The following is a 24334-nucleotide window of genomic DNA, read 5'->3' as shown; positions in this document are numbered from 1 at the left end:
AGTCCGGTGTGTCCGTCCGCGGTGCCCGGACCACCGCCCGCCGGAATCCGGCCGCGTGAACCTCGCAACGGGGAACGACCCCGCGCGCGTGCCGTCACGTAACTCGTTCGAGGGGCCCCTGGGAGGTTTGCGAAACTGGTGCGGTGAGCAGCGCACCCCCCGCCCCCCGCGTCATCGCCGTCGTCGGCCCCACCGCGGCCGGAAAGTCCGACCTCGGCGTCTTCCTGGCCCAGCGTCTCGGTGGAGAGGTCGTCAACGCCGACTCCATGCAGCTCTACCGAGGGATGGACATCGGCACCGCGAAGCTGACGCCAGACGAGCGCGCCGGCGTACCGCACCACCTCCTGGACATCTGGGACGTCACGGTCACGGCCTCCGTCGCCGAGTACCAGCGGCTCGCGAGGGAGCGCATCGACGCGCTGCTCGCAGAGGGGCGCTGGCCGATTCTGGTCGGCGGCTCCGGCCTCTACGTCCGCGGCGCCGTGGACAACCTGGAGTTCCCCGGCACCGACCCCGCCGTGCGGGCCCGCCTGGAGGAGGAGCTCGCGCTGCGTGGCTCCGGGGCGCTGCACGCCCGCCTGGCGGCCGCCGACCCGGAGGCGGCGCGCGCGATCCTGCCCGGCAACGGCCGTCGCATCGTCCGGGCGCTGGAAGTGATCGAGATCACCGGCCGCCCGTTCACGGCCAACCTCCCGGGACACGACTCCGTCTACGACACCGTGCAGATCGGCGTGGACGTGGCGCGCCCCGAGCTCGACGAGCGCATCGCGCGCCGGGTCGACCGCATGTGGGAGGCGGGTCTCGTGGACGAGGTGCGCGCGCTGGAGGCGCAGGGCCTGCGGGAGGGGCGTACGGCGTCCCGGGCGCTCGGCTACCAGCAGGTGCTCGCGGCGCTCGCCGGGGAGTGCACGCTGGAGGAGGCGCGCGCGGAGACCGTACGCGCCACCAAGCGCTTCGCGCGCCGCCAGGACTCCTGGTTCCGGCGCGATCCGCGCGTGCACTGGCTGAGCGGGGCCGCCGCGGACCTCCCGGAACTTCCGGACCTCGCGCTGGCGTTGGTCGAACGACCGGTTACAGCCTGATCACGTGATGGCATCGGGACGCCCAGGCCGTCATCCGGGCCTCCGGGAGCGTGCCATCATCGAGCTTCGATCGACCAAGTGGAGTCCTAGTTGGGAGGGCGCGTGGCGATGGAGGCCGGCCCTCGCGACACCGCACAAGGCGCACGCGGCGCACATGCCGCGCACGGCACCGAGCGCATCACCATGGAGCGCGCCGGTGCGGAACCGGACGAGGACTCACTGAGCCCCGACGGGCCCGACGACACGCAGGACGGCGTGACCGCGGACGGCCCCGAGCCCGAGGAGATGTACGCCGGGCCCGAGGTGGAGGTCGAGCTGCGCCCGCAGCGGCGCCTGCGCATCTGGCAGCTCGCCCCCATCGTAGGACTGGCCGCCGTCGGCTCGCTGATGTTCGCCTTCCCGCTGGCCTTCGACGGCGACAGCGGCGCGATGATCGCCATGCTGGGGCTGCTGATCTGCTCCTGCGCGGCCGGCTGGGGCATGATGGCCGCCCGGCGCGTGGGGTACACCTGGCCGGGCCTGCCGCCGCGCGGTGCCGGCAGACGCCCCGACTGGCGGCTCCTCGGCGCCTACGTGCTGCTCGTCGCCGTCGTGGTGGTCCTCGCCGTCTGGCGGGTCGCCCGGCTGCGCTAGGGGGTGTCCCGGGGCGTCCTCGGCCGCCGGCCGTACGCGGCCCCGTGGTGTCGTACCCACCCCGTACGATCGAGGCATGAGCACCCGCATCGCCTTCCTCAAGGGTCACGGCACGGAGAACGACTTCGTGATCGTCCCCGACCCGGAGAACACCGTCGAGCTGCCCCCGACCGCGGTGGCCGCCCTGTGCGACCGGCGCGCGGGCATCGGCGGCGACGGGGTGCTGCACGTCGTCCGGTCGGCCGCGCACCCCGAGGCCCGGCAGATGGCCGCCCAGGCCGAGTGGTTCATGGACTACCGCAACGGCGACGGCTCGATCGCGGAGATGTGCGGCAACGGCGTACGGGTGTTCGCGCGCTACCTCCAGCACGCCGGCCACGTGACCGAGGGCGACCTCGCGATCGCCACCCGCGGCGGCGTGAAGACGGTGCACCTCGCCAAGACCGCATCCGACAGCGGCTACGCCGCGGGCGACGTCACCGTCGGCATGGGCCGGGCACGGCTGCCCGAGGGGGAGGTCACGGTCAGCGTCGGACGGCGCAGCTGGCCCGCGCGGAACGTGAACATGGGCAATCCGCACGCGGTCGCCTTCGTCGACGACCTCGCGGACGCCGGTGACCTGTACTCCCCGCCCCCGTTCAGCCCGGCCGCCGCCTACCCGGACGGGGTGAACGTCGAGTTCGTGGTCGACCGCGGCCCCCGGCACGTCGCGATGCGCGTGTACGAGCGCGGCGCCGGCGAGACCCGCTCGTGCGGCACGGGTGCCTGCGCCGTCGCCGTGGCGGCCGCCCGGCGTGACGGCGCCGACCCGTCCGTCACCGGCTCCCCGGCGACCTACACGGTGGACGTGCCCGGCGGAACACTGGTGATCACCGAGCGTCCGGACGGCGAGATCGAGATGACCGGCCCCGCGGTGATCGTCGCCGAGGGCGAGATCGACGCGGAGTGGCTGGAAACAGCGGCGGGTTGAGGGCTCGCGGAGCCCGTCCGGCGGAGGTGGCGGGCCCGATACGGCACCGGATCCATGCCCGCGACGCAGGCACGGGAGCGAATCCACGGCTGACTTCCTGTCAGTTGGCCGGAAATCGTAAACCTCTGATCCGTCCCTCGAATGGGTGATCCGTTTCACGCTCTCCGAGAGGCGGTCGGCCCGGTGTGCTGGGCTCGGTAGCATCAAGCACCGGCCCGGACGGGGGATCCGACGCCAACCCCTGAGCCGCGTACGCCCTGGGGCACCCCGTCCGCCGGTCCACGCAGCCGGAGGTGCCCATGAGTGCGGATGCCACGAATCCCGCGGCCCCGGGCCCGGTGGCGCCCGCGGCGTCCCGCAGGAGAGCCCGCCCGCGGATCGACCTGCGCCGCCTGGGCCGGGCAGCGCTGCTCGGCCCGGCCGCCCGCGACCGGCTCCCCGACGCCATCGGCCACGTGGCCGAGGCGCACCGCGCCCACTTCCCCGACGCGGACCTCGAACCGCTGCGCCGCGCCTACGTCCTGGCCGAGTCCTCGCACCGCGGCCAGATGCGCAAGAGCGGTGAGCCGTACATCACGCATCCGCTCGCCGTCACCCTGATCCTCGCCGAACTCGGCGCCGAGACGACCACGTTGACGGCCTCCCTCCTGCACGACACCGTCGAGGACACGGACGTGACGCTCGACCAGGTCGGCGAGGAGTTCGGGGAGGAGGTCCGCTACCTCGTCGACGGCGTCACCAAGCTGGAGAAGGTCGACTACGGCGCCGCGGCCGAGCCCGAGACCTTCCGCAAGATGCTCGTCGCCACCGGCAACGACGTCCGCGTGATGTCGATCAAACTGGCCGACCGGCTGCACAACATGCGCACGCTCGGCGTCATGCGCCCCGAGAAGCAGGCCCGCATCGCCAAGGTGACCAGGGATGTGCTCATCCCGCTCGCCGAACGGCTCGGTGTGCAGGCGCTCAAGACCGAGCTGGAGGACCTGGTCTTCGCGATCCTGCACCCGGAGGAGTACGAGTACACACGGGAGTTGATCGCCGAGAACGCGTCCCGCCCGGGCGACCCGCTCACCGAGGTCGCCGAGCAGGTCCGCGGTGTGCTGCGCGAGGCCGACATCTCCGCCGAAGTCCTCGTCAGGCCACGGCACTTCGTGTCCGTGCACCGCGTCGCCCGGAAACGCGGCCGGCTGCGCGGCTGCGACTTCGGCCGGCTGCTCGTGCTGGTGAACGAGGACGCCGACTGCTACGGAGTCCTCGGCGAGCTGCACACCTGTATGACACCGGTCGTCTCGGAGTTCAAGGACTTCATCGCCGTACCCAAGTTCAACCTCTACCAGTCGCTGCACACGGCCGTCGCCCGGGAAGACGGCCAAGTCGTCGAAGTCCTCATCCGCACCCACCAGATGCACAAGGTCGCCGAGGCCGGCGTCGTCGCGCTCGGCAATCCCTACGCTCCTCCGGCGGAGGAGCAGTCGACGGGCGACGGCGAGCGCGTCGACCCCACCCGCCCCGGCTGGCTCTCCCGCCTCCTCGACTGGCAGCGTGCGGCACCCGACCCCGACACCTTCTGGTCCACGCTGCGCGAGGACCTCGCCCAGGACCGTGAGATCACCGTCTTCCGGCCCGACGGCGGCACGCTGGGCCTGCCCGAGGGGGCGACCTGCGTGGACGCGGCCTACGCGCAGTACGGCGAGGACGCCCACGCGTGCATCGGCGCCCGCGTCAACGGCCGCCTGGCGACGCTCAGCACCGTCCTGAGGGACGGCGACACCGTCCAGCTCCTCATGGGCCAGGACCCCGCCTCCGAGCCGTCCAGGGAGTGGCTCGACCACGCTCACACCCCCGCGGCCCGCATCGCCATCCAGCGGTGGCTGGCGGCCCATCCGGCGGCGGCCGACGAGTCGGCCGGGACCGCCGGGCGGGCCACGGCGGGTGCCCCGGACCTCGCGAGCGGGCCTTCGAGGGTCGCTCCGGGAGCCGTCGACGGGCCGTCCCCGGCCGCTGCGGCCATGGCGGAGGACCCCGGCAGGCCCGAAGGGGCGGACGGGCCCCTGCCGGGCGCGCGCGGCGGCCGGTCCGCGGCGGCGAGCGCCGTCATCGTCGACCAGCCCCGCGCGACGGTGCGGCTCGCCGGCTGCTGCACACCCGTGCCGCCGGACGAGATCACCGCGTTCGCCGTCCGCGGGGGAGTGGTGACCGTGCACCGCGTCGAGTGCGACACGGTGACCCGCATGACGGGCGCGGGGCGTCCCGAGGTCGGCGTGCGCTGGGGCGAGACCGCCGCGTGCCGTGTCACGCTGCTCGCCGAATCGTTCGGCCGTCCCCGTCTGCTCGCGGACCTGACCGAGGCCATCGCCCTGGAAGGCGTCGAGATCATCTCCGCGACCGTGGCCCCGCCGACCCAGCAGCGCGTCCACCACACCTACACCCTGCAACTCCCCGACGCGGCCCGCCTGCCCGCCCTCATGCGGGCGATGCGCAACGTCCCGGGCGTCTACGACGTCAGCCGCGCCCAGCTGCAGCCACAGCCTCAGCCGCCGGGGAGCTGAGCCGGGACGGGGCGGGGGCGCGGGCGCGCCAGGGAGCCGAAGCGGGACGGAGCGGGGCGAAGCGGGACGGAGCGGATGCGCTCCGGGGCCGGGTCGGGCGCCACCCCGTCCGCAACTTGGAGGGCCCCGTTCGGGTGGGCCGGGCGCGCGTCGTCGCCGTACCACCGCCGGGCGCTGATAGCCGTGGGTGCATGCCGCGCACTCTCCGTCACCGTCCCACGCGTCGCCTGAAGGCGACCGTTCTCGCGTCCGCCGTCTCCGTCTGCCTCCTCGGCGCGAGCGCCCCGCCCACTCCGCTCGGCGTCGGCGACCGGCTCTTCCCGTACCTGGGCAACCCGGGCTACGACGTCGCGTCGTACGACCTCTCCTTCGCCTACTCCGGCGACAACGGCAAGCCGCTCCAGGCCGTCACCACCATCGACGCCCGCGTGACGAGGACGCTGCGGGGCGTGAACCTCGACTTCGGGCACGGCAAGGTCTCCTCCGTGGAGGTCGACGGCCGGCCGGCCACGTTCACCACCGCCGGCGAGGATCTCGTCGTCACCCCGAAGGCCCCGCTGCCCGAGCACAGCCTGACCCGGATCACCGTGCACCACACCAGTGATCCCGGGCCGGCGAAGGGCCGCGACGGCGGCTGGGTGCGCACCACGGACGGCCTCGCCCTGGCCAACCAGGCCGACGCCGCGCACCTGGTGTTCCCGTGCAACGACCACCCCTCCGACAAGGCGATGTTCACCATCCGGGTCACCGCCCCGGAGGGGTACACGGCCGTCGCCAACGGCCTGCCGGAGGGTGTCGCCCGTTCCGGCGGCCGGGCCACCTGGACGTACCGCACCCGGCACCCCATGGCCACCGAACTGGCCCAGGTCTCCATCGGCCGCTCCACCGTGCTGCACCGCACCGGCCCGCACGGTCTGCCCGTCCGCGACGTCGTCCCCAGCAAGGACCGCAAGGCGCTCGAACCGTGGCTCGACAGGACCCCGGACCAGATCGCCTGGATGGAGAGCAAGGTCGGACGCTACCCCTTCGAGACGTACGGCCTGCTCATGGCCTCGGCCACCACCGGTTTCGAACTCGAGACACAGACCCTCTCTCTCTTCGAGAGAGATCTGTTCACCGATCCCGCCTACCCGAAGTGGTACGTGGAGTCGGTCATGGTGCACGAGCTGGCCCACCAGTGGTTCGGCGACAGCGTCACCCCGCGCGCCTGGTCCGACCTGTGGCTCAACGAGGGGCACGCCACCTGGTACGAGGCCCTGTACGCCGAGGAGAAGGCGCACAAGTCCATGGAGGTCCGGATGAAGGCCGCCTACGGGGCCTCCGACCAGTGGCGCGCGGCCGGGGGCCCGCCCGCGCTGCCCAAGCCGCCGGGGGCCGGCCAGAAGACCGGGATCTTCCGCGCGAACGTCTACGACGGGGCGGCCCTCGTCCTGTACGCGCTGCGTCAGCAGATCGGCGAGGCGGCGTTCGAGCGCCTGGAGCGCGCCTGGGTGCGCGGCAACCGGGACTCCACGGCGACCACGGCCGACTTCGTGCGGCTGGCCTCGGACGTCGCCGGACGCGACCTGAGCGGCTTCTTCAAGGCCTGGCTGTACGGTGCGAAGACCCCGCCGATGCCGGGTCACCCGGACTGGAAGCCGGCCCCGCGGCAGAAGTACGCGCCGCGGACGCTGAAGCGGTGACGGCGGCAGGTCACTCCGATTGCCGCGGACGGTGAGAAGGCATGTGCCGACCGGTGAGGAGGCGGCCGCCGCGGCGGAGAAATAACACCATGACGAGACGGGCCGTCCCGTGCGACCATCTTCGCGTCGGCACGGCACGGTGCACGGGGAATCTCCCGGGGCACTCGTGCGTTGACAGCAGTGACGGAACCGCCGCGGACAGCCCGTCGGACTCCTCCGCGGCCCCGTCACCGCACCACGGATTCCCAACGACGTAAGGACCCAATGACCTCCTCTTCTTCCTCTTCCCAGGCCACCAAGCGCCTCGCGCACACCTATCCCGAAGGTCTTCGGGCCGATGCCCTGATGGAAGAGGACGTCGCCTGGAGCCACGGGATCGACGGAGAGCGGGACGGCGACCAGTTCGACCGCTCCGAGCGCGCGGCCCTGCGCCGTGTCGCGGGCCTCTCCACCGAGCTCGAGGACGTCACCGAGGTCGAGTACCGTCAGCTCCGCCTGGAGCGGGTCGTCCTCGTCGGCGTCTGGACCTCGGGGACCGTGCAGGACGCGGAGAACTCGCTGGCCGAGCTCGCCGCCCTCGCGGAGACCGCCGGCGCGATCGTGCTGGACGGCGTGATCCAGCGCCGCGACAAGCCGGACGCGGCCACCTACATCGGCTCCGGCAAGGCCGACGAACTGCGCGACATCGTCCTGGAGACGGGCGCGGACACCGTCATCTGCGACGGTGAGCTGAGCCCCGGTCAGCTGATCCACCTCGAGGACGTCGTCAAGGTCAAGGTCATCGACCGTACGGCCCTGATCCTGGACATCTTCGCCCAGCACGCCAAGTCCCGGGAGGGCAAGGCGCAGGTGGCGCTGGCGCAGATGCAGTACATGCTGCCGAGGCTGCGCGGCTGGGGTCAGTCCCTGTCCCGCCAGATGGGCGGCGGCAGCGGCGGCCTCGCCACCCGTGGCCCCGGTGAGACCAAGATCGAGACGGACCGGCGCCGGATCCGCGAGAAGATGGCGAAGATGCGCCGGGAGATCGCGGACATGAAGACCGGCCGCGAGATCAAGCGCCAGGAGCGCCGCCGCCACAAGGTGCCCTCCGTCGCCATCGCGGGTTACACCAACGCCGGCAAGTCATCGCTGCTCAACCGCCTCACCGGCGCGGGCGTCCTGGTCGAGAACGCGCTGTTCGCGACCCTGGACCCGACCGTGCGCCGGGCCGAGACCCCGAGCGGGCGGCTGTACACGCTGGCCGACACCGTCGGATTCGTCCGGCACCTGCCCCACCACCTGGTCGAGGCGTTCCGCTCCACGATGGAGGAGGTCGGTGACTCCGACCTGATCCTGCACGTCGTGGACGGCTCACACCCGAACCCGGAGGAGCAGCTGGCCGCCGTGCGCGAGGTGATCAGGGACGTCGGCGCCACCGACGTGCCCGAGATCGTCGTGATCAACAAGGCGGACGCGGCCGACCCGCTGGTGCTCCAGCGGCTGCTGCGGATCGAGAAGCACTCGATCGCCGTCTCGGCCCGCACCGGCCGGGGCATCGCCGAGCTGCGCGCCCTGATCGACAACGAGCTGCCCCGCCCGTCCGTCGAGATCGAGGCGCTCGTGCCGTACACCCACGGCAAGCTGGTCGCGCGCGCCCACACCGAGGGCGAGGTGATCTCCGAGGAGCACACCGCGGAGGGCACCCTGCTCAAGGCCCGGGTGCACGAGGAGCTCGCCGCGGACCTGGCGCCGTACGTGCCGGCGGCCGCGCTCTGAGCCGTCCGGCTCCTAACGCACAGCACAACAGCACGAGGGCCCGCCCCCTGCGACAGGGGGCGGGCCGCCCTCGTCATGCCGCCGGCGTCACCGGCCGCCGTACGTCCTGCTCATGTTCTGGTACAGCGCCTCGGCGCCCCGGCCCAGCTGCGGGCCCGCGAGCCAGGTGTTGTCGGACGGGCCGATCGAGGTGTTGGAGACCAGCTCCGTCTTCCCGCCCACCACGCGGAACCAGCCGCCGCCGGACGAGCCACCGGTCATGGTGCAGCCGATCCGGTACATCGTCGGCAGGGACGGGCTGAGCGAGAACCGGCCCGGCCGGTCCAGGCACCGGAACATCTTCAGACCGTTGTACGGCGGGGCGGCCGGGTAGCCCCAGGCGCCCATCGTGGTGACCTCGGTGGCCGACGGCGCGGAGAAGTCCACGTCCAGCGCGGCCCCGACGGTCTCCTCCAGCGACTTCGAACCGGACTCCGGCTTCACGTGCAGCACGGCGTAGTCGTACGCGGCGCCCGCGCCGCCCGTCTCCGAGCCGCCCTGGATCCACTGGTTCGAGGTCGAGGCCCAGTCGGCCCACCAGGCGCCGTACGGGGCGACCTCGGACGGGCCCGCGTCGCTCAGCTCGGACGCGGACTCGCCGAGGTCGTTGTAGGCCGGGACGAACGCGATGTTGCGGTACCAGCCGCCGCCCTGGCCCGCGTGCACACAGTGGCCCGCCGTCCACACCAGGTTGGACTTGCCCGGGTGGTTGACGTCCTTGACGACCGTGCCGGAGCAGACCATCGAACCCTCGGGCGAGTCGAAGAAGACCTTGCCCACCGGAGCGGCGTGCTCGTGGTACGGGGTCTTCTCGGCCTGGGCCTGGACGGGTTGCGGCGCCGGGTCGCTGACGCCCTGGTCGGCGGCGGCGTCCTTGGTGGAGACCGTCTTGTTGGCCTCCTTGGCGGACTTCATCCGCTCGGGCTTCCACAGCCCCTTGATCACCGGGTTGACGAAGTCCTTGGCGGCGCTGAGCCACTTGTCCTTGTCCCAGTCCTTCCAGCCGCCCTTCTGCCACTGGTCGACATCGATCCCGTGCTCCTTGAGCCGGTCCGCGATGTCGGCCGGGACGTGGACCTTGCCGTCGCCGCCACCGCTGCCATCATCGACGGCCTGCGAAGCGGTGGCGCCCGGCTTGCCGCTCGCATCGTCCTTGCCCGAGTCGTCGCAGGCGGTCGCGGTGAGCGTCAGGGTCGCGGCCAGGGCGGTGGCGGCGAGGACGGCGCGCCGGCGTCCGTGCCGGAGCGCGGACGGCGTACGTGTGGAACGCATGGTGCGGAGAACCCCCGTTGGTTCGGTTGCCTGCCGCGCGCGCCGTGCCTGACGGCCGCGCGGGTTGTCGGTGAACGTCGTTGATGTCATGCGCCCGTTGGTGTCATGCGCTTGTCAGGACTGCATCGGCGCTGATCCCCGTGCGGTGTGCACCGGAACCGGCCGGGCGCGACATCCCACTATGCACGTGCGGATGAGGGCGAACGGCGGTGGGCTGGTGAAGGTTTCTGTCGAACACCCCACCGCCGTCGGCGAATCCCCCGGCTTCGCCGGGCGCTTCTCACTGCTAGGCGCGTTTCTCACTGCCCGGCGAACTTCTCACTGCCTGGCGCGCTTCTCACTGCCCGGCGAACTTCTTGCTGACCGAGTCGTACACGCCCTTGGCCACCGGACCCAGCCGCGGACCGGCCAGCCAGCCCGCCGTCACCGGGCCGATCGAGGTGTTGGACACCAGTGCGGGCTTGCCGTCCGTGCCCCTCTCGACCCATCCGCCCCCGGACGAACCACCGGTCATGGTGCAGCCGATGCGGTACATCGTCGGGTCGGAGGCCTTGACCGACAGCCGTCCCGGCTTGTCCTGGCACTGGTACAGCAGTTGTCCGTCGTACGGCGGCGCGGCCGGGTAGCCGGTCGCGGTGATGCTCTCCACCTTCGGCACGGCCGGGGCATCGAAGTTCACCGGCAGCGCCGAACCGACGGTCTCCTCCAGCGACTTGCCGCTGCCGCCCTTCTCCGGCGTCACATGCATGACGGCGTAGTCGTACGACGCGCCCTGCCCGCCGGTCGCACCGCCCTGCTCGATCCACTGGTCGGAGGTCTGCGCCCAGTCGACCCACCACACACCGTAGGGAGCGACCTCCTCCCGGGTGGCGTTCTGCAACTGGGCCGCGCTTTTGCCCGCGTTGTTGTACGACGGGACGAAGGCGATGTTGCGGTACCAGCCGCCCTTCTTGCAGGCGTGCACACAGTGACCGGCCGTCCACACCATGTCGGACTTGCCCGGGTGGGCCGGATCCTCGACCACCGTCGCCGAGCAGACCATCGTGCCCTCGGGGGAGTCGAAGAAGAGCTTGCCCGCCGTCGCGGCGTTGTTGTGGTACGGCGGCGCCACCGCCTGGGCCTTCACCGGCGCCGGGGTCGGGTCGGTGACACCCTGGTCACCGGAGATGTCGTTGTCGTCGACACCCTTGTCCGGATCCTCGGCCCGGCGCATGCGGTCCGGGTCCCACAGCCCCTGGATGATCGGGTTGATGAAGTCGTTGGCCTCGCGCAGCCAGTCGTCCTTGTCCCAGTTCTTCCAGGCCCCGTTCTTCCACTTGTCGAGGTCGATCCCGTGCTCCTTGAGCTTGTTGCGGATGTCGTCCGGGATCTTGATCTTGCCGTCACCCCCCGAACCGCCCGCGTCGTCGGCGCTCGCGGAGGGCTTGCCGTCCGCGTGGGTGTCGTCCCCGTTGCAGCCGGTGGCGGTGAGCGCCAAGGCCGAGACCAGAGCGAGGGCGGCCAGCGCCGGGGAGCCCGGACGCCGGGCGCTCCCCCTTCGGCGAGCGGTGACGGACGGGCGTATGGGTCGCATGCTCTGACTCCCCCTGGTGTGACGGGACTTGCTGGTGCCGCCGTGGCCCCCGCAGCCACCCCGAGCCGACGGGCCGAGGGCGTGCGCGCTCACAGCGGTGCGGAACGGCACCACACACTATGCGCTCGCTGTGGGGGACTGCCGACGGAACGGCAACGGTTCCGTCACGGCAAGGATCTTGAAGCAACCCGTAACCCTGTGAGCGATTGGCGGTTGTAACGGTGAGGGGCCTGCTGTCCAGGCCCGGGCCCCTGCGCCGACGGTGGGCGACTCGCCGCCGACAGCGCCGATCACAGCGCCGATCACAGCGCCGACCGGCAGGTCGCAGGCGGCAGCGGGACGACGCCTTGCGGCAGTTGGGAGGCGGGGCCCTCGGGACAGGTGGAGGCCGACGCCTTGGGACAGCGGGAGGACAGGGAGCCGTGACCGTGACGGAGTCTGCGCCCGGGGGGTCTGGGCCACGTGGGCCTGGCCCACGGGGGTCTGGATCACGGGGGTCTGGACCACGGGGGTCTGGACCACGGGGGTCTGGGCCCGGTGGGAGTGCTTCTGGGGAGTGTGCGCCTGCCGGGAGTTCGCCTGCGGGGGCGCACGCCCTGCACGAGGGGATCCTGCGGCGCCAGTCGGCGCGCGAGTCGGCGGCCCGCACCTACGCGCGCGCTCTGCCGATCGTTCCGGTCCGGGCGCGCGGGCTCACCATCGAGGGCGCGGACGGCCGCCGCTATCTGGACTGTCTCTCGGGCGCGGGCACCCTCGCCCTCGGGCACAACCATCCCGTCGTCCTCGAGGCCGTTCGCAAGGTCCTCGACTCCGGCGCACCGCTGCACGCCCTCGACCTGGCCACACCGGTCAAGGACGCCTTCGTCGACGAACTGTTCCGCACCCTGCCCGCCGGGCTCGCCGACCACGCGCGCGTGCAGTTCTGCGGCCCGGCCGGGACGGACGCGGTGGAAGCCGCCTTCAAACTCGTCCGGGCCGCCACCGGCCGCGCCGGGATCATGGCGTTCGCGGGCGCCTACCACGGGATGACCGCCGGAGCGCTCGCCGCCTCCGGACACGCTCCTGACGTCCGGGTCGCCCGGCTGCCCTACCCGCAGGACTACCGCTGCCCCTTCGGCGTCGGCGGCCCCCGCGGAGCCGAACTCGCGGCCCGCTGGACGGAATCCGTACTGGACGACCCCAGGTCGGGGGTGCCCCTGCCCGCCGCGATGATCCTCGAACCGGTGCAGGGGGAGGGCGGGGTGATTCCCGCGCCGGACGACTGGATGCGGCGGATGCGGCGGCTCACCGCGGAGCGCTCCGTTCCGCTGATCGCCGACGAGATCCAGACCGGGGTCGGCCGCACGGGCGCGTTCTGGGGGGTCGAACACAGTGGGGTGACACCGGATGTGATGGTGCTGTCCAAGGCCATCGGCGGCAGTCTGCCGCTGGCCGTCGTGGTCTACCGCGACGACCTCGACGTCTGGGAACCGGGCGCCCACGCGGGAACCTTCCGCGGCAACCAACTCGCCATGGCCGCAGGCACGGCCACCCTTGCCCATGTCCGCGAGAACCGCCTCGCCGAACGCGCCGCGACCCTGGGCTCCCACATGCTCTCCCAACTCGGCGCACTGGCCGATGCGTACCCGTGCATCGGCGAGGTACGGGGGCGGGGTCTGATGATCGGCCTGGAACTCGTGGACCCGGCCGGCACCGCTGCCGAAGACGACGTCACACCACCGACGCTCGGAGCCCGCGTGCCCAGACCCGCGGCCCCCGAACTCGCGGCCGAGGTCCAGCGGGAATGCCTGCGCCGGGGCCTCATCGTCGAACTCGGCGGCCGGCATGCGAGCGTCGTACGACTCCTGCCCCCGCTGACGATCACCGACGAGCAGTCGGCTGCCGTGCTCGACCGGCTGGCGGACGCGGTCGAAGCGGCGGTCCGGACACATACCGACCGTGACCGCCGGACCGGGCCACCCCGGCGACAGCGACGATCCTCCGGACGCGCGGCGGGAGCGGGATAGCGCCGTCGGGCCGCCCGAGCCGCCGGACTGCCGAGTCGCGGTGTCGCGACGGCGAGCAGGTCGGCGGGCCTGTCGGCCAGGGCAGCCGGTCGGCGGAGCCGTTTGGTGGGCCAGAGCAACTGACTGGCCAGAGCAACTGGCGGGCCGGAGCAGCCGGTCGGCCGAGGCAGCCGGTCGGCCGAGGCAGCCGTCCAGCGAGCGAGCGCCTCGGCTGGCTTTCCGGGCGAGTAGGTCACGCGGAGGCGGCCGGAGCTCCCCGAGCCCGAAGCCGGACGAGCCCGAACCGGACGAACCCGGACCGGACGAACCCGAACCGGACGAACCCGGACCGGACGAACCCGAACTGAATGAGCCCGGACCGGATGAGACCGGATCGCACGAAGCCATCCCGTCCGATCCGGGTCCGAGGCCGGTCCGGGCGGGGCGGGTCGGGACACGGCGGGGCGGCCGGACCGATCTCGGCCGTATCGGGAGAACCCGGGGGGAGAGGAGGACCGGCGCGCCCCCGGAGGACAGGGGGCTTCGGCTCCCCGGCCCCGCACCACCCGAGCCCTCGCCACCTGAGCTTCACACCATCCGAACCCCCCACCATTTGAACCCCACACCGTCCGACCCGCGGACGCGGCCCCGGACCCGAGTCCCGAAGCCCCGAAGCCCTGAAGCCCCGAACAACGCCCACAAGGAACCCTCTTGAACGCAACCCCGACAACGCACGGTCACCGCTCCGCCTCCCAGGGCGCGACCGAGACGGTCCCCCGCCAACCCCATGGCGCACCCCGCCTTGCGCATCCGGACCGCACGGCCGCGGACCTTCTGGACCATCCCGACCCGCACACAGCCGCCCGAGCCGCAGCCGTGGAGAGCCTCCTGCGCTGCTGGGTACGCGAGACCGGCATCGCCGACCCCGGCAGCGACACCCTGCGCGTCCCGCTCCCGGCCAGCGGTACGGCCCTCCTCGTCCCGGTCCACCACTGGTCGCCGACCGGCTGGCACCGCTTCGGCCTGCCCCGCCTGGCCGGCGCCCCGGCCGCCTCGGCCCCGGCCGATGCCGTCACGGTCGCCACCCTGCTCGCGCGGGAAGCGGTGATCCCACCCGCTGTCCCCGTCGGTGCCCCTCCAGCCGTTCCCGCAGCCGGTGTTCCGCCGGCTGCTCCCGTCGGTGACGAGGCCGTCGATCTCGTCGCCCGTGTAGCCGACTCGGTTCGGCGCACCACCCTCTTTCTCACCGACCGCCGCGAACACCCCGCCGACGGTCCCGACCACTTCCTCTCCGCGGAGCAGGCCCTCGTGCTCGGACACCCACTGCATCCGGCCCCGAAGAGCCGTGAGGGTCTGTCGGAGGCCGAAGCCCGTCCCTTCTCACCGGAGTTGCGAGGCTCCTTCCCCTTGCACTGGATGGCGGTCGCCCCCTCCGTGCTCGCCACCGACTCGGCGTGGACCGAGAGCGGCCGGCCCGTCCCGGCCGACCGGCTCATGGCCCGACTCGCCGGAGCGGACCTGCCGCTGCCCGAGGGGTACGCCCCCCTGCCCCTGCACCCGTGGCAGGCGCGCGACGTCCGGCACCGCCCGGGCACCAGGGCGCTGCTCGACGCGGGACTCCTCCGCGACCTGGGCCCCCACGGACCCTCCTGGCATCCCACCTCCTCCGTACGGACCGTTCACCGCACCGGCGCACCGGCCATGCTCAAACTGTCGCTGGGCCTGCGTATCACCAACTCCCGTCGCGAGAACCTCCGTAAAGAACTGCACCGCGGCGTCGAGGTCCACCGCCTCCTGCGCGGCGGCCTGTCCCAGCGGTGGCGGGCGGCGCACCCCCGCTTCGACATCGTCCGCGACCCGGCCTGGCTGGCCGTCGACGACCAGGACGGCGCCCCCGTGCCGGGGCTGGACGTGATGATCCGGCACAATCCGTTCGGCCCGGCGGACGACGTCTGCTGCATTGCCGGTCTCGTCGCGCCCAGGCCGTATCGCCAGACCGGAGCCGACCCGGTCGTCCGGTCCCGTCTGGCCGACGTCGTCAGGTGCCTCGCCCTGCGCACCGGACGTCCGCGAGACGCCGTCGCCGCCGAGTGGTTCCTGCGCTATCTCGAACAGGTGATCCGTCCGGTGGTGTGGCTCGACGGCGAGGCAGGGATCGCCCTGGAAGCCCATCAGCAGAACACACTGGTGGTGCTGGACGCCGACGGCTGGCCCGCAGGCGGCCGCTACCGCGACAACCAGGGCTACTACTTCCGCGCCTCCCGGCGCGCGGAGCTGGACGCCCTGCTGCCCGGCATCGGTGAGCGCAGCGACACCTTCGTCTCCGACGAGGTCACGGACGAACGCTTCGGCTACTACGTCGCCGTCAACAACGTCTTCGGTCTCATCGGTGCCTTCGGCTCCCAGGGGCTCGCCGGCGAGCGGCTGCTCCTGGCCGCTTTCCGTCGCTTCCTCAGCGCTCTCGCCTCCGGCCCTGCCCGTACCCGCTCCAACCTGCCGGCCCGCCTGCTCGACTCACCGGTCCTGCGCTGCAAGGCCAACCTGCTGACCCGGCTGCACGGCCTCGACGAACTCGTCGGCCCGGTCGACACCCAGTCCGTCTACGTCACCATCGCGAACCCCCTGCACTCCTGAAACGAATCCCTTGCCGAGAGGAGCGCGCCATGTCTCCCTCCGACGCCGGCGCAGCCACCGACCAGGCCCCTGCCACCATCGGTGCCCCCGACCTGGATGCCGAACCGATCCCCGTGGCGGTCGCCACCGCGGCCGACCCGGGCGCGATCGGCGCCGATCTCCGCCCTGGGCCGGCCGAGACGGGCACCGACAGCGAGGACACGCTCGACCTCCACCTGCCCGACGACTTCGTCGCACTCTTCGCGGAGAGGACCGCGGCCGGATCCGCCGTGGACGATCTCCTCGACGGCGTCGGCGACTGGGGTGCCATCGCCACCCCCGTCGGCGCCTTCCAGCTGGTCCCCGTCCAGGTCGAACGGGACCTGCCGGTCATCGTCCGGTGGATGAACGACCCGGCCGTCGCCGAGTACTGGCAGCTGGCCGGACCGCAGAGCATGACCGAGGCCCACCTGCGCGCGCAGCTGGACGGCGACGGACGCAGCGTCCCCTGCCTCGGCCTCCTCCGGGGCACACCGATGAGCTACTGGGAGATCTACCGGGCCGATCTCGACCCGCTGGCCCACCACTATCCCGCCCGGCCGCACGACACCGGTGTCCACCTCCTCATCGGCAGCGTCACCGACCGCGGCCGAGGACTCGGCAGCGCTCTGCTCCGAGCCGTGGCCGACCTGATCCTCGACAAACGCCTCAGCTGTTCCCGCGTCGTGGCGGAACCCGACCTTCGCAACGCACCCTCCGTAGCCGCCTTCCTGACCGCCGGCTTCCGCTTCGCGGCCGAGGTCGACCTGCCCGACAAGCGGGCCGCCCTCGTGATCCGGGACCGGTCCTTGCGGGAGCTGCTGTGATAGTCGGTCGCAGCCCCGTCACAATCAGCAACGTCCGCCGGGCTGGTCCGGTTCCCGTCGCGCAGAACCGATCGAAGAAGCGCGGAACCCCTGGTCCGCGGCTCGACCGCCCGTTTGTCAGTCCCGAGCCGTAGGGTGGTCGCGCTATGACGAAGCCCTCTCTCCCCGAACTCCTGCATGCCGCCGTCGCTGCCGTCGGCGGTGCGGAGCGCCCCGGCCAGGTGACCATGGCCCAAGCCGTCGCGGACGCGGTCGACGACGGCTCGCACCTGCTGGTCCAGGCCGGCACCGGTACCGGTAAGTCGCTCGGTTACCTCGTGCCCGCGCTCGCGCACGGGGAGCGGGTCGTGGTGGCGACGGCCACCCTGGCGTTGCAGCGCCAGCTCGTCGAGCGCGACCTGCCGCGCACGGTCGACGCGCTGCACCCCCTGCTGCGCCGTCGACCGGAGTTCGCCATGCTCAAGGGCCGCTCGAACTACCTGTGTCTGCACCGCCTGCACGAGGGCGTCCCGCAGGACGAGGAGGAGGGCCTGTTCGACCAGTTCGAGGCGGCCGCGCCCACCAGCAAGCTGGGGCAGGACCTGCTGCGGCTGCGCGACTGGGCGGACGAGACCGAGTCCGGTGACCGTGACGACCTCACCCCCGGTGTGTCCGACCGCGCCTGGGGGCAGGTCTCGGTCTCGTCGCGGGAGTGCCTGGGCGCCTCCAAGTGCGCCTACGGCGCCGAGTGCTTCGCCGAGATGGCCCGCGAGCGCGCCAAGCTCGCCGAGGTCGTCGTCACCAACCACGCGCTGCTCGCGATCGACGCCATCGAGGGCGCGCCGGTCCTGCCGCAGCACGAGGTGCTGATCGTCGACGAGGCCCATGAGCTGGTCTCGCGGGTGACCGGTGTCGCCACCGGCGAACTCACGCCGGGGCAGGTCAACCGTGCGGTGCGCCGCGCCGCGAAGCTCGTCAACGAGAAGGCCGCGGATCAGCTGCAGACGGCCGCCGAGGGTTTCGAGCGGCTGATGGAGCTGGCCCTGCCGGGCAGGCTGGAGGAGATCCCCGAGGACCTCGGCTATGCCCTGCTGGCGCTGAGGGACGCGGCGCGCAACGTCATCTCGGCCCTCGGCGCGACGCGCGACAAGTCGGTCCAGGACGAGGACGCGGTCCGCAAGCAGGCGCTGGCCTCCGTGGAGAACGTGCACGACGTGGCGGAGCGGATCACGAACGGCTCCGAGTGGGACGTCGTCTGGTACGAGCGCCACGACCGCTTCGGCGCCTCCCTGCGCGTCGCCCCCATGTCTGTCTCGGGCCTTTTGCGCGAGAAGCTCTTCGCGGATCGCTCCGTCGTCCTGACCTCGGCGACCCTCAAGCTCGGCGGCGACTTCAACGGTGTCGGCGCCTCCCTCGGCCTCGCCCCGGAGGGCACGGAGGGTGATGACGTGCCGCAGTGGAAGGGCGTGGACGTCGGTTCACCCTTCGACTACCGCAAACAGGGCATTCTGTATGTCGCCAAGCACCTGTCGCGCCCCGCGCGGGACGGTGACCGCGGGGACATGCTCGACGAGCTGACGGAACTGATCCAGGCGGCGGGCGGCCGCACACTCGGCCTGTTCTCGTCGATGCGGGCCGCCCAGCTCGCCGCCGAGGAGTTGCGGGCGCGCATCCCCGAGTTCCCGATCCTGCTCCAGGGCGAGGAGACCCTGGGCGAGCTGATCAAGAATTTCGCCGCGGACCCGAGGACGTGCCTGTTCGGCACGCTGTCCCTGTGGCAGGGCGTCGACGTCCCCGGCCCCAGCTGCCAGCTGGTCGTCATGGACAAGATCCCGTTCCCGCGCCCGGACGACCCACTGATGAGCGCCCGCCAGAAGGCGGTCGAGGACGCCGGCGGCAATGGCTTCATGGCGGTCGCCGCGACCCATGCGGCCCTGCTGATGGCCCAGGGCGCCGGCCGTCTCGTCCGCGCCTCCGGGGACCGCGGGGTGGTCGCCGTACTCGATCCGCGGCTGGCCACAGCGCGTTACGGCGGCTATCTGAAGGCATCACTGCCGGACTTCTGGTACACCACCGACCGCAATCAGGTGCGGAAGTCGCTGGCGGCCATCGACGCCGCGGCCCGGCGGGCGGAGGAGGAGCAGCCGGCGGCCGGCTGAGCGCGCACAGCACAGAGCCCCGGAACCGGCGCAGAGGTTCCGGGGCCCGATCAAGGGGCGGGTCGACAGGCCCGCCGCTGCGCTCCTCAGACGCGCCGCAGGACGGCCACCACCTTGCCGAGGATGGTGGCGTCGTCACCCGGGATCGGCTCGTACGCCGCGTTGTGCGGCAGGAGCCAGACATGGCCGTCCTCGCGCTTGAAGCGCTTGACGGTCGCCTCGCCCTCGATCATGGCGGCCACGATGTCGCCGTTCTCGGCGACCTGCTGGCGGCGGACCGTGACCCAGTCGCCGTCACAGATGGCGGCTTCGATCATCGAGTCGCCGACGACCTTCAGGACGAACAGCTCACCGTCGCCGACCAGCTGCCGGGGGAGAGGGAAGACGTCCTCGACCGACTCCTCGGCCAGGATCGGGCCACCGGCGGCGATCCGGCCGACCAGGGGGACGTACGACGCGGCCGGCTTGCCCACCGTGTCGGTGGGCTGCAGCGTGGCGGCCTGGTCCGAGCCACGGACCTCGTAGGCGCGCGGGCGGTGCGGGTCACGGCGCAGAAAACCCTTGCGCTCGAGCGCCATGAGCTGGTGTGCCACCGAGGAGGTGCTGGACAGGCCGACCGCCTGGCCGATCTCCCGCATGGACGGCGGATAGCCGCGCCGCTGCACCGAGTCCCTGATGACCTCGATCACCCGGCGCTGCCGCTCGGTGAGGCCCGAGCTGTCCGCCCGGATGCCTGGAGGTCGGCCCGGAAGGGAGCGCTTGGGTCCCTCGGGATTCGCGGCTTCGTTCATCGCATGCACCGGCTCGAGTCGGCCCTGGGAGCGGTCCTGGGCAGTGATGGTGGCACTGTCTGCGGTGGTGGTCACGTCGTCGGCCCCTCTCGATGGTCTCCCTCCGGCACAACGGTAGTTGCTTTCGAAAGGTTGCGCCAAACACACGTTCGAGTGAAAAAGTGTGGATCACCAGACTTGATCACGTGTCTGGGTGTATGGCCGACGTGGTGCCCGGCGGGCAAAAAGGCCTGTTGCTGTACTCTTCACCGCCGGAGTGCAGACCTTGTGGGTCGCCGCCCCAGTCTGCCATCCGGCGCCTCGTCGACCGAGCGCCGGTTCCCTTCTGCCCGGGAGTCCCACGCGTCCTCCCCGCGGCGCTCACGGTATCTCCCTGGGTCCGCCGGCGATACGGGTGTGCGTCGGCGTGTCCGGCGCCGAGGCGCCGGGGCCGGGACCTCCGCGTGTCCGGCATGGTGCCGCGGGCGCGCCGGTCCGGGCCGTACGCGCGCGACACGCGTAGCGCGGCACGCGACACGCGTGGCGAGCTGGGTGTACGGTCCAGGCCCTACATCTAGTGGTTGGATGGCTACAGCGGCCCACAAGTTGTGGTCCCCGGTCTCCGGGGCCCGGATCATCGCCTATGCTTGGGGCTGCTTCGCGGGGCCCATGAGGCCTGGCGAGGCTATCGAGTCTGCTGTGAGGAGGGTTGGAGTCCATGCACTGCCCCTTCTGCAGGCACCCCGACAGCCGCGTCGTCGACAGCCGTACGACGGACGACGGCACGTCCATCCGCAGGCGCCGCCAGTGCCCCGAGTGCTCCCGACGGTTCACGACCGTGGAGACGTGCTCGCTGATGGTGGTCAAGCGGTCCGGAGTCACCGAGCCGTTCAGTCGTACCAAGGTCATCAACGGCGTGCGCAAGGCGTGCCAGGGACGGCCTGTCACGGAGGACGCGCTCGCGCAGCTCGGCCAGCGGGTCGAGGAGGCGGTGCGCGCGAGCGGATGCGCCGAGGTGGCCGCCCACGAAGTGGGACTGGCCATACTCGGCCCCTTGCAGGAGCTCGACCTCGTCGCCTATCTGCGGTTCGCGTCCGTGTACCGGGCGTTCGACTCGCTCGAGGACTTCGAGGCCGCCATCGCGGAACTCAGGGAAGCCACACGACGCCCCGCCGCGGAGCAGGAGGACGGCGACGGCGCCGTCGCGGGGAGCCAGGAAGACGACCGCGGGCGCGGTGGGACGGCCGAGGTCCCCGTGCCCGCACGTGCCGCCGACTGAGCGGCGGACGGGTCCGGACCGCGTTCCGGGTCCGGCTCGGCGGCGGCGAGGAAGACGGCTGCGGGTGGCGGCGACGCAGGTGCCCGCAGCACCAGACAGAACACCGTGTCTCCGGAACATCGGGGCACTTCAGGGCGTTTTCGCCCGTACAGGGAGGCGGCATGACAGAGACGGCGAGCGGTCCGGCACGAGGTTCCCGAGCCAAGGGCTCCAAGGCGGGGAACAAGGGACTGCACATCGAGCGCGTCCACACCACCCCCGGCGTACACCCGTACGACGAGGTGGCCTGGGAGCGCCGTGACGTCGTCATGACCAACTGGCGCGACGGCTCGATCAACTTCGAGCAGCGTGGCGTCGAGTTCCCCGACTTCTGGTCGGTGAACGCGGTCAACATCGTCACCAGCAAGTACTTCCGCGGTGCCGTCGGCACCCCGCAGCGCGAGACCAGCCTGAAGCAGCTGATCGACCGCATCGTGAAGACGTACCGGAAGGCCGGTGAGGACCACAAGTACTTCGCCTCGCCCGCCGACGCCGAGATCTTCGAGCACGAGCTGGCCTACGCCCTCCTGCACCAGATCTTCAGCTTCAACAGCCCCGTCTGGTTCAACGTCGGCACGCCGCAGCCCCAGCAGGTCTCCGCCTGCTTCATCCTGTCCGTCGACGACTCCATGGAGTCGATCCTCGACTGGTACAAGGAAGAGGGCATGATCTTCAAGGGCGGCTCCGGCGCCGGCCTCAACCTCTCCCGCATCCGCTCCTCCAAGGAGCTGCTCTCCTCCGGCGGCAACGCCTCCGGCCCCGTCTCCTTCATGCGCGGCGCCGACGCCTCCGCCGGCACCATCAAGTCCGGTGGTGCCACCCGCCGCGCCGCCAAGATGGTCATCCTCGACGTCGACCACCCCGACGTGGAGGACTTCATCGAGACCAAGGTCAAGGAGGAGGAGAAGATCCGCGCCCTGCGCGACGCGGGCTTCGACATGGACCTGGGCGGCGACGACATCACCTCCGTCCAGTACCAGAACGCCAACAACTCCGTCCGCGTGAACGACGAGTTCATGAAGGCGGTCGAGCAGGGCGGGAAGTTCGGCCTGCGTGCCCGCATGACCGGCGAGGTCATCGAGGAGATCGAGGCCAAGTCCCTCTTCCGCAAGATGGCCGAGGCCGCCTGGGCCTGCGCCGACCCGGGCATCCAGTACGACGACACGATCAACCACTGGCACACCTGCCCGGAGTCCGGCCGCATCAACGGCTCGAACCCGTGCAGCGAGTACATGCACCTGGACAACACGTCCTGCAACCTCGCCTCGCTGAACCTGATGAAGTTCCTCAAGGACGACGGCAAGGGCAACCAGTCCTTCGACGTCGAGCGCTTCTCCCAGGTCGTCGAGCTGGTCATCACCGCGATGGACATCTCCATCTGCTTCGCGGACTTCCCGACCCAGAAGATCGGCGAGAACACCCGCGCCTTCCGCCAGCTCGGCATCGGCTACGCCAACCTCGGCGCCCTGCTGATGGCGACCGGCCACGCCTACGACTCCGACGGCGGCCGCGCCCTCGCCGGTGCCATCACCTCCCTGATGACCGGCACCGCCTACAAGCGTTCCGCCGAGCTGGCCGCCGTCGTCGGCCCCTACGACGGCTACGCCCGCAACGCCCAGCCGCACCAGCGCGTCATGAAGCAGCACGCCGACGCCAACGCCCGGGCCGTCCGCATGGACGACCTGGACACCCCGGTGTGGGCCGCCGCCACGGAGGCCTGGCAGGACGTGCTGCGTCTCGGCGAGAAGAACGGTTTCCGTAACTCCCAGGCATCCGTCCTCGCCCCCACCGGCACCATCGGCCTGGCCATGTCCTGCGACACCACCGGTGTCGAGCCCGACCTCGCCCTGGTCAAGTTCAAGAAGCTGGTCGGCGGCGGCTCGATGCAGATCGTCAACGGCACCGTGCCGCAGGCCCTGCGCCGCCTGGGCTACCAGGAGGAGCAGATCGAGGCGATCGTCGCCCACATCGCCGAGCACGGCAACGTGATCGACGCCCCCGGCCTCAAGCCCGAGCACTACGAGGTGTTCGACTGCGCCATGGGCGAGCGGGCCATCTCCCCGATGGGCCACGTCCGCATGATGGCCGCCATCCAGCCGTGGATCTCCGGCGCCATCTCCAAGACAGTCAACATGCCGGAGTCGGCGACCGTCGAGGAGGTCGAGGAGATCTACTTCGAGGCCTGGAAGCTGGGCGTCAAGGCGCTGGCGATCTACCGCGACAACTGCAAGGTCGGCCAGCCGCTGTCCGCGAAGAAGAAGGAATCCGAGGAGAAGGCGGAGGCCGCCGAGGAGCCGCAGGCCAAGGTCGAGAAGGTCGTCGAGTACCGCCCGGTCCGCAAGCGCCTTCCCAAGGGCCGTCCCGGGATCACCACCTCCTTCACCGTCGGTGGCGCCGAGGGCTACATGACCGCCAACTCCTACCCGGACGACGGTCTCGGCGAGGTCTTCCTGAAGATGTCCAAGCAGGGCTCGACCCTCGCGGGCATGATGGACGCCTTCTCCATCGCGGTCTCCGTCGGCCTCCAGTACGGCGTGCCCCTGGAGACGTACGTCTCGAAGTTCACCAACATGCGCTTCGAGCCGGCCGGCATGACCGACGACCCGGACGTGCGGATGGCGCAGTCGATCGTCGACTACATCTTCCGCCGTCTGGCGCTGGACTTCCTGCCCTTCGAGACGCGCTCCGCGCTCGGCATCCACTCCGCCGAGGAGCGCCAGCGCCACCTGGAGACCGGCTCCTACGAGCCGATCGACGAGGACGTCGACGTCGAGGGCCTGGCCCAGTCGGCGCCGCGGCAGACCGACCTGAAGGCCGTCGCCGCGCCGAGGCCCGAGGCCGAGGCGGCCAAGCCCGCCCCGAAGCAGGCGCACACCAGCGCCGAGCTGGTGGAGATGCAGCTGGGCATCCAGGCGGACGCCCCGCTCTGCTTCTCCTGCGGCACCAAGATGCAGCGGGCCGGCTCCTGCTACATCTGCGAGGGCTGCGGCTCGACCAGCGGCTGCAGCTGAGTCGGCTGATCTGACGGAAACGTCGTGAGGTAAGGGGCGTCGGCCATGGCCGACGCCCCTTACCCGTGCCTACTCTTA

At 71.6% G+C, this 24334-nt stretch carries 15 protein-coding genes; 12 read left to right on the top strand and 3 right to left on the bottom strand.

Features of this window, described 5'->3' with window-relative positions:
• Window positions 1-143 precede the first annotated feature (143 nt).
• The 6 genes from miaA to hflX all read left to right on the top strand — a co-directional run bounded on the left by miaA (window position 144) and on the right by hflX (window position 8671).
• On the top strand, window positions 144-1082 hold the full coding sequence (miaA, locus tag ABZ484_RS14780) for a tRNA (adenosine(37)-N6)-dimethylallyltransferase MiaA (RefSeq protein ID WP_358866261.1): 939 nt from the start codon (window positions 144-146) through the stop codon (window positions 1080-1082).
• A 108-nt stretch (window positions 1083-1190) separates the two neighbouring features.
• On the top strand, window positions 1191-1715 hold the full coding sequence (locus ABZ484_RS14775) for a hypothetical protein (RefSeq protein WP_358866276.1): 525 nt from the start codon (window positions 1191-1193) through the stop codon (window positions 1713-1715).
• Window positions 1716-1791: 76 nt separating this feature from the next.
• Window positions 1792-2685, top strand: coding sequence for a diaminopimelate epimerase (gene dapF, locus ABZ484_RS14770; RefSeq protein WP_358866260.1), 894 nt, complete (start codon window positions 1792-1794; stop codon window positions 2683-2685).
• A 299-nt stretch (window positions 2686-2984) separates the two neighbouring features.
• A complete protein-coding gene (locus ABZ484_RS14765; RefSeq protein ID WP_358866259.1) occupies window positions 2985-5234 on the top strand; it encodes an HD domain-containing protein in 2250 nt (749 codons plus the stop codon).
• A gap of 191 nt (window positions 5235-5425) precedes the next feature.
• Complete coding sequence (locus ABZ484_RS14760) at window positions 5426-6916, top strand: M1 family metallopeptidase (RefSeq protein WP_358866258.1); 1491 nt, start codon at window positions 5426-5428, stop codon at window positions 6914-6916.
• Between the two features lie 264 nt (window positions 6917-7180).
• Complete coding sequence (gene hflX / locus ABZ484_RS14755; RefSeq protein WP_358866257.1) at window positions 7181-8671, top strand: GTPase HflX; 1491 nt, start codon at window positions 7181-7183, stop codon at window positions 8669-8671.
• A gap of 87 nt (window positions 8672-8758) precedes the next feature.
• Here the strand turns inward: hflX and ABZ484_RS14750 are convergent, their stop codons facing one another.
• The gene (locus ABZ484_RS14750) at window positions 8759-9982 is read right to left on the bottom strand and encodes a hypothetical protein (RefSeq protein WP_358866256.1); all 1224 of its coding nucleotides are present in this window, start codon (window positions 9980-9982) and stop codon (window positions 8759-8761) included.
• Window positions 9983-10319: 337 nt separating this feature from the next.
• A complete protein-coding gene (locus tag ABZ484_RS14745) occupies window positions 10320-11555 on the bottom strand; it encodes a hypothetical protein (protein ID WP_358866255.1) in 1236 nt (411 codons plus the stop codon).
• Window positions 11556-12151: 596 nt separating this feature from the next.
• Between ABZ484_RS14745 and ABZ484_RS14740 the strand changes: the two genes are divergently transcribed.
• The 4 genes from ABZ484_RS14740 to ABZ484_RS14725 all read left to right on the top strand — a co-directional run bounded on the left by ABZ484_RS14740 (window position 12152) and on the right by ABZ484_RS14725 (window position 19157).
• Window positions 12152-13561: a diaminobutyrate--2-oxoglutarate transaminase family protein gene (locus ABZ484_RS14740; RefSeq protein WP_358866275.1), complete on the top strand. Its 1410-nt coding sequence runs from the start codon at window positions 12152-12154 to the stop codon at window positions 13559-13561.
• Window positions 13562-14251: 690 nt separating this feature from the next.
• Window positions 14252-16174, top strand: coding sequence for an IucA/IucC family protein (locus ABZ484_RS14735; RefSeq protein ID WP_358866254.1), 1923 nt, complete (start codon window positions 14252-14254; stop codon window positions 16172-16174).
• Between the two features lie 29 nt (window positions 16175-16203).
• Entirely contained in the window at window positions 16204-17019 is an 816-nt protein-coding gene (locus ABZ484_RS14730) for a GNAT family N-acetyltransferase (protein ID WP_358866253.1), read from the top strand.
• A gap of 146 nt (window positions 17020-17165) precedes the next feature.
• Complete coding sequence (locus ABZ484_RS14725; RefSeq protein WP_358866252.1) at window positions 17166-19157, top strand: ATP-dependent DNA helicase; 1992 nt, start codon at window positions 17166-17168, stop codon at window positions 19155-19157.
• An 86-nt stretch (window positions 19158-19243) separates the two neighbouring features.
• Here the strand turns inward: ABZ484_RS14725 and lexA are convergent, their stop codons facing one another.
• Window positions 19244-20023 carry a transcriptional repressor LexA gene (gene lexA / locus ABZ484_RS14720; protein ID WP_189907219.1) on the bottom strand — a complete coding sequence of 260 codons (780 nt, stop codon included), beginning with the start codon at window positions 20021-20023 and terminating at the stop codon, window positions 19244-19246.
• A gap of 622 nt (window positions 20024-20645) precedes the next feature.
• Here lexA and nrdR point away from each other — a divergent pair.
• Together nrdR and ABZ484_RS14710 are read left to right on the top strand one after the other, a co-directional pair.
• Window positions 20646-21206, top strand: coding sequence for a transcriptional regulator NrdR (gene nrdR / locus ABZ484_RS14715; protein WP_030171980.1), 561 nt, complete (start codon window positions 20646-20648; stop codon window positions 21204-21206).
• A 161-nt stretch (window positions 21207-21367) separates the two neighbouring features.
• Window positions 21368-24256: a vitamin B12-dependent ribonucleotide reductase gene (locus ABZ484_RS14710; RefSeq protein WP_358866251.1), complete on the top strand. Its 2889-nt coding sequence runs from the start codon at window positions 21368-21370 to the stop codon at window positions 24254-24256.
• Window positions 24257-24334 lie beyond the last annotated feature (78 nt).

Source organism: Streptomyces sp. NPDC006393, from assembly GCF_040628575.1.
Lineage (GTDB): Bacteria > Actinomycetota > Actinomycetes > Streptomycetales > Streptomycetaceae > Streptomyces.
This window is presented reverse-complemented; position numbering and strand designations above follow the sequence as displayed.

Excerpts from the sequence above, each read along its gene's own strand:
- ABZ484_RS14775 (WP_358866276.1), top strand. The coding sequence starts at position 1,191 with ATGGAGGCCGGCCCTCGCGACACCGCACAAGGCGCACGCGGCGCACAT.
- dapF (WP_358866260.1), top strand. The coding sequence starts at position 1,792 with ATGAGCACCCGCATCGCCTTCCTCAAGGGTCACGGCACGGAGAACGAC.
- nrdR (WP_030171980.1), top strand. The coding sequence starts at position 20,646 with ATGCACTGCCCCTTCTGCAGGCACCCCGACAGCCGCGTCGTCGACAGC.
- ABZ484_RS14745 (WP_358866255.1), bottom strand. The coding sequence starts at position 11,555 with ATGCGACCCATACGCCCGTCCGTCACCGCTCGCCGAAGGGGGAGCGCC.
- ABZ484_RS14725 (WP_358866252.1), top strand. The coding sequence starts at position 17,166 with ATGACGAAGCCCTCTCTCCCCGAACTCCTGCATGCCGCCGTCGCTGCC.
- ABZ484_RS14760 (WP_358866258.1), top strand. The coding sequence starts at position 5,426 with ATGCCGCGCACTCTCCGTCACCGTCCCACGCGTCGCCTGAAGGCGACC.
- ABZ484_RS14730 (WP_358866253.1), top strand. The coding sequence starts at position 16,204 with ATGTCTCCCTCCGACGCCGGCGCAGCCACCGACCAGGCCCCTGCCACC.
- ABZ484_RS14710 (WP_358866251.1), top strand. The coding sequence starts at position 21,368 with ATGACAGAGACGGCGAGCGGTCCGGCACGAGGTTCCCGAGCCAAGGGC.
- ABZ484_RS14750 (WP_358866256.1), bottom strand. The coding sequence starts at position 9,982 with ATGCGTTCCACACGTACGCCGTCCGCGCTCCGGCACGGACGCCGGCGC.
- hflX (WP_358866257.1), top strand. The coding sequence starts at position 7,181 with ATGACCTCCTCTTCTTCCTCTTCCCAGGCCACCAAGCGCCTCGCGCAC.
- ABZ484_RS14765 (WP_358866259.1), top strand. The coding sequence starts at position 2,985 with ATGAGTGCGGATGCCACGAATCCCGCGGCCCCGGGCCCGGTGGCGCCC.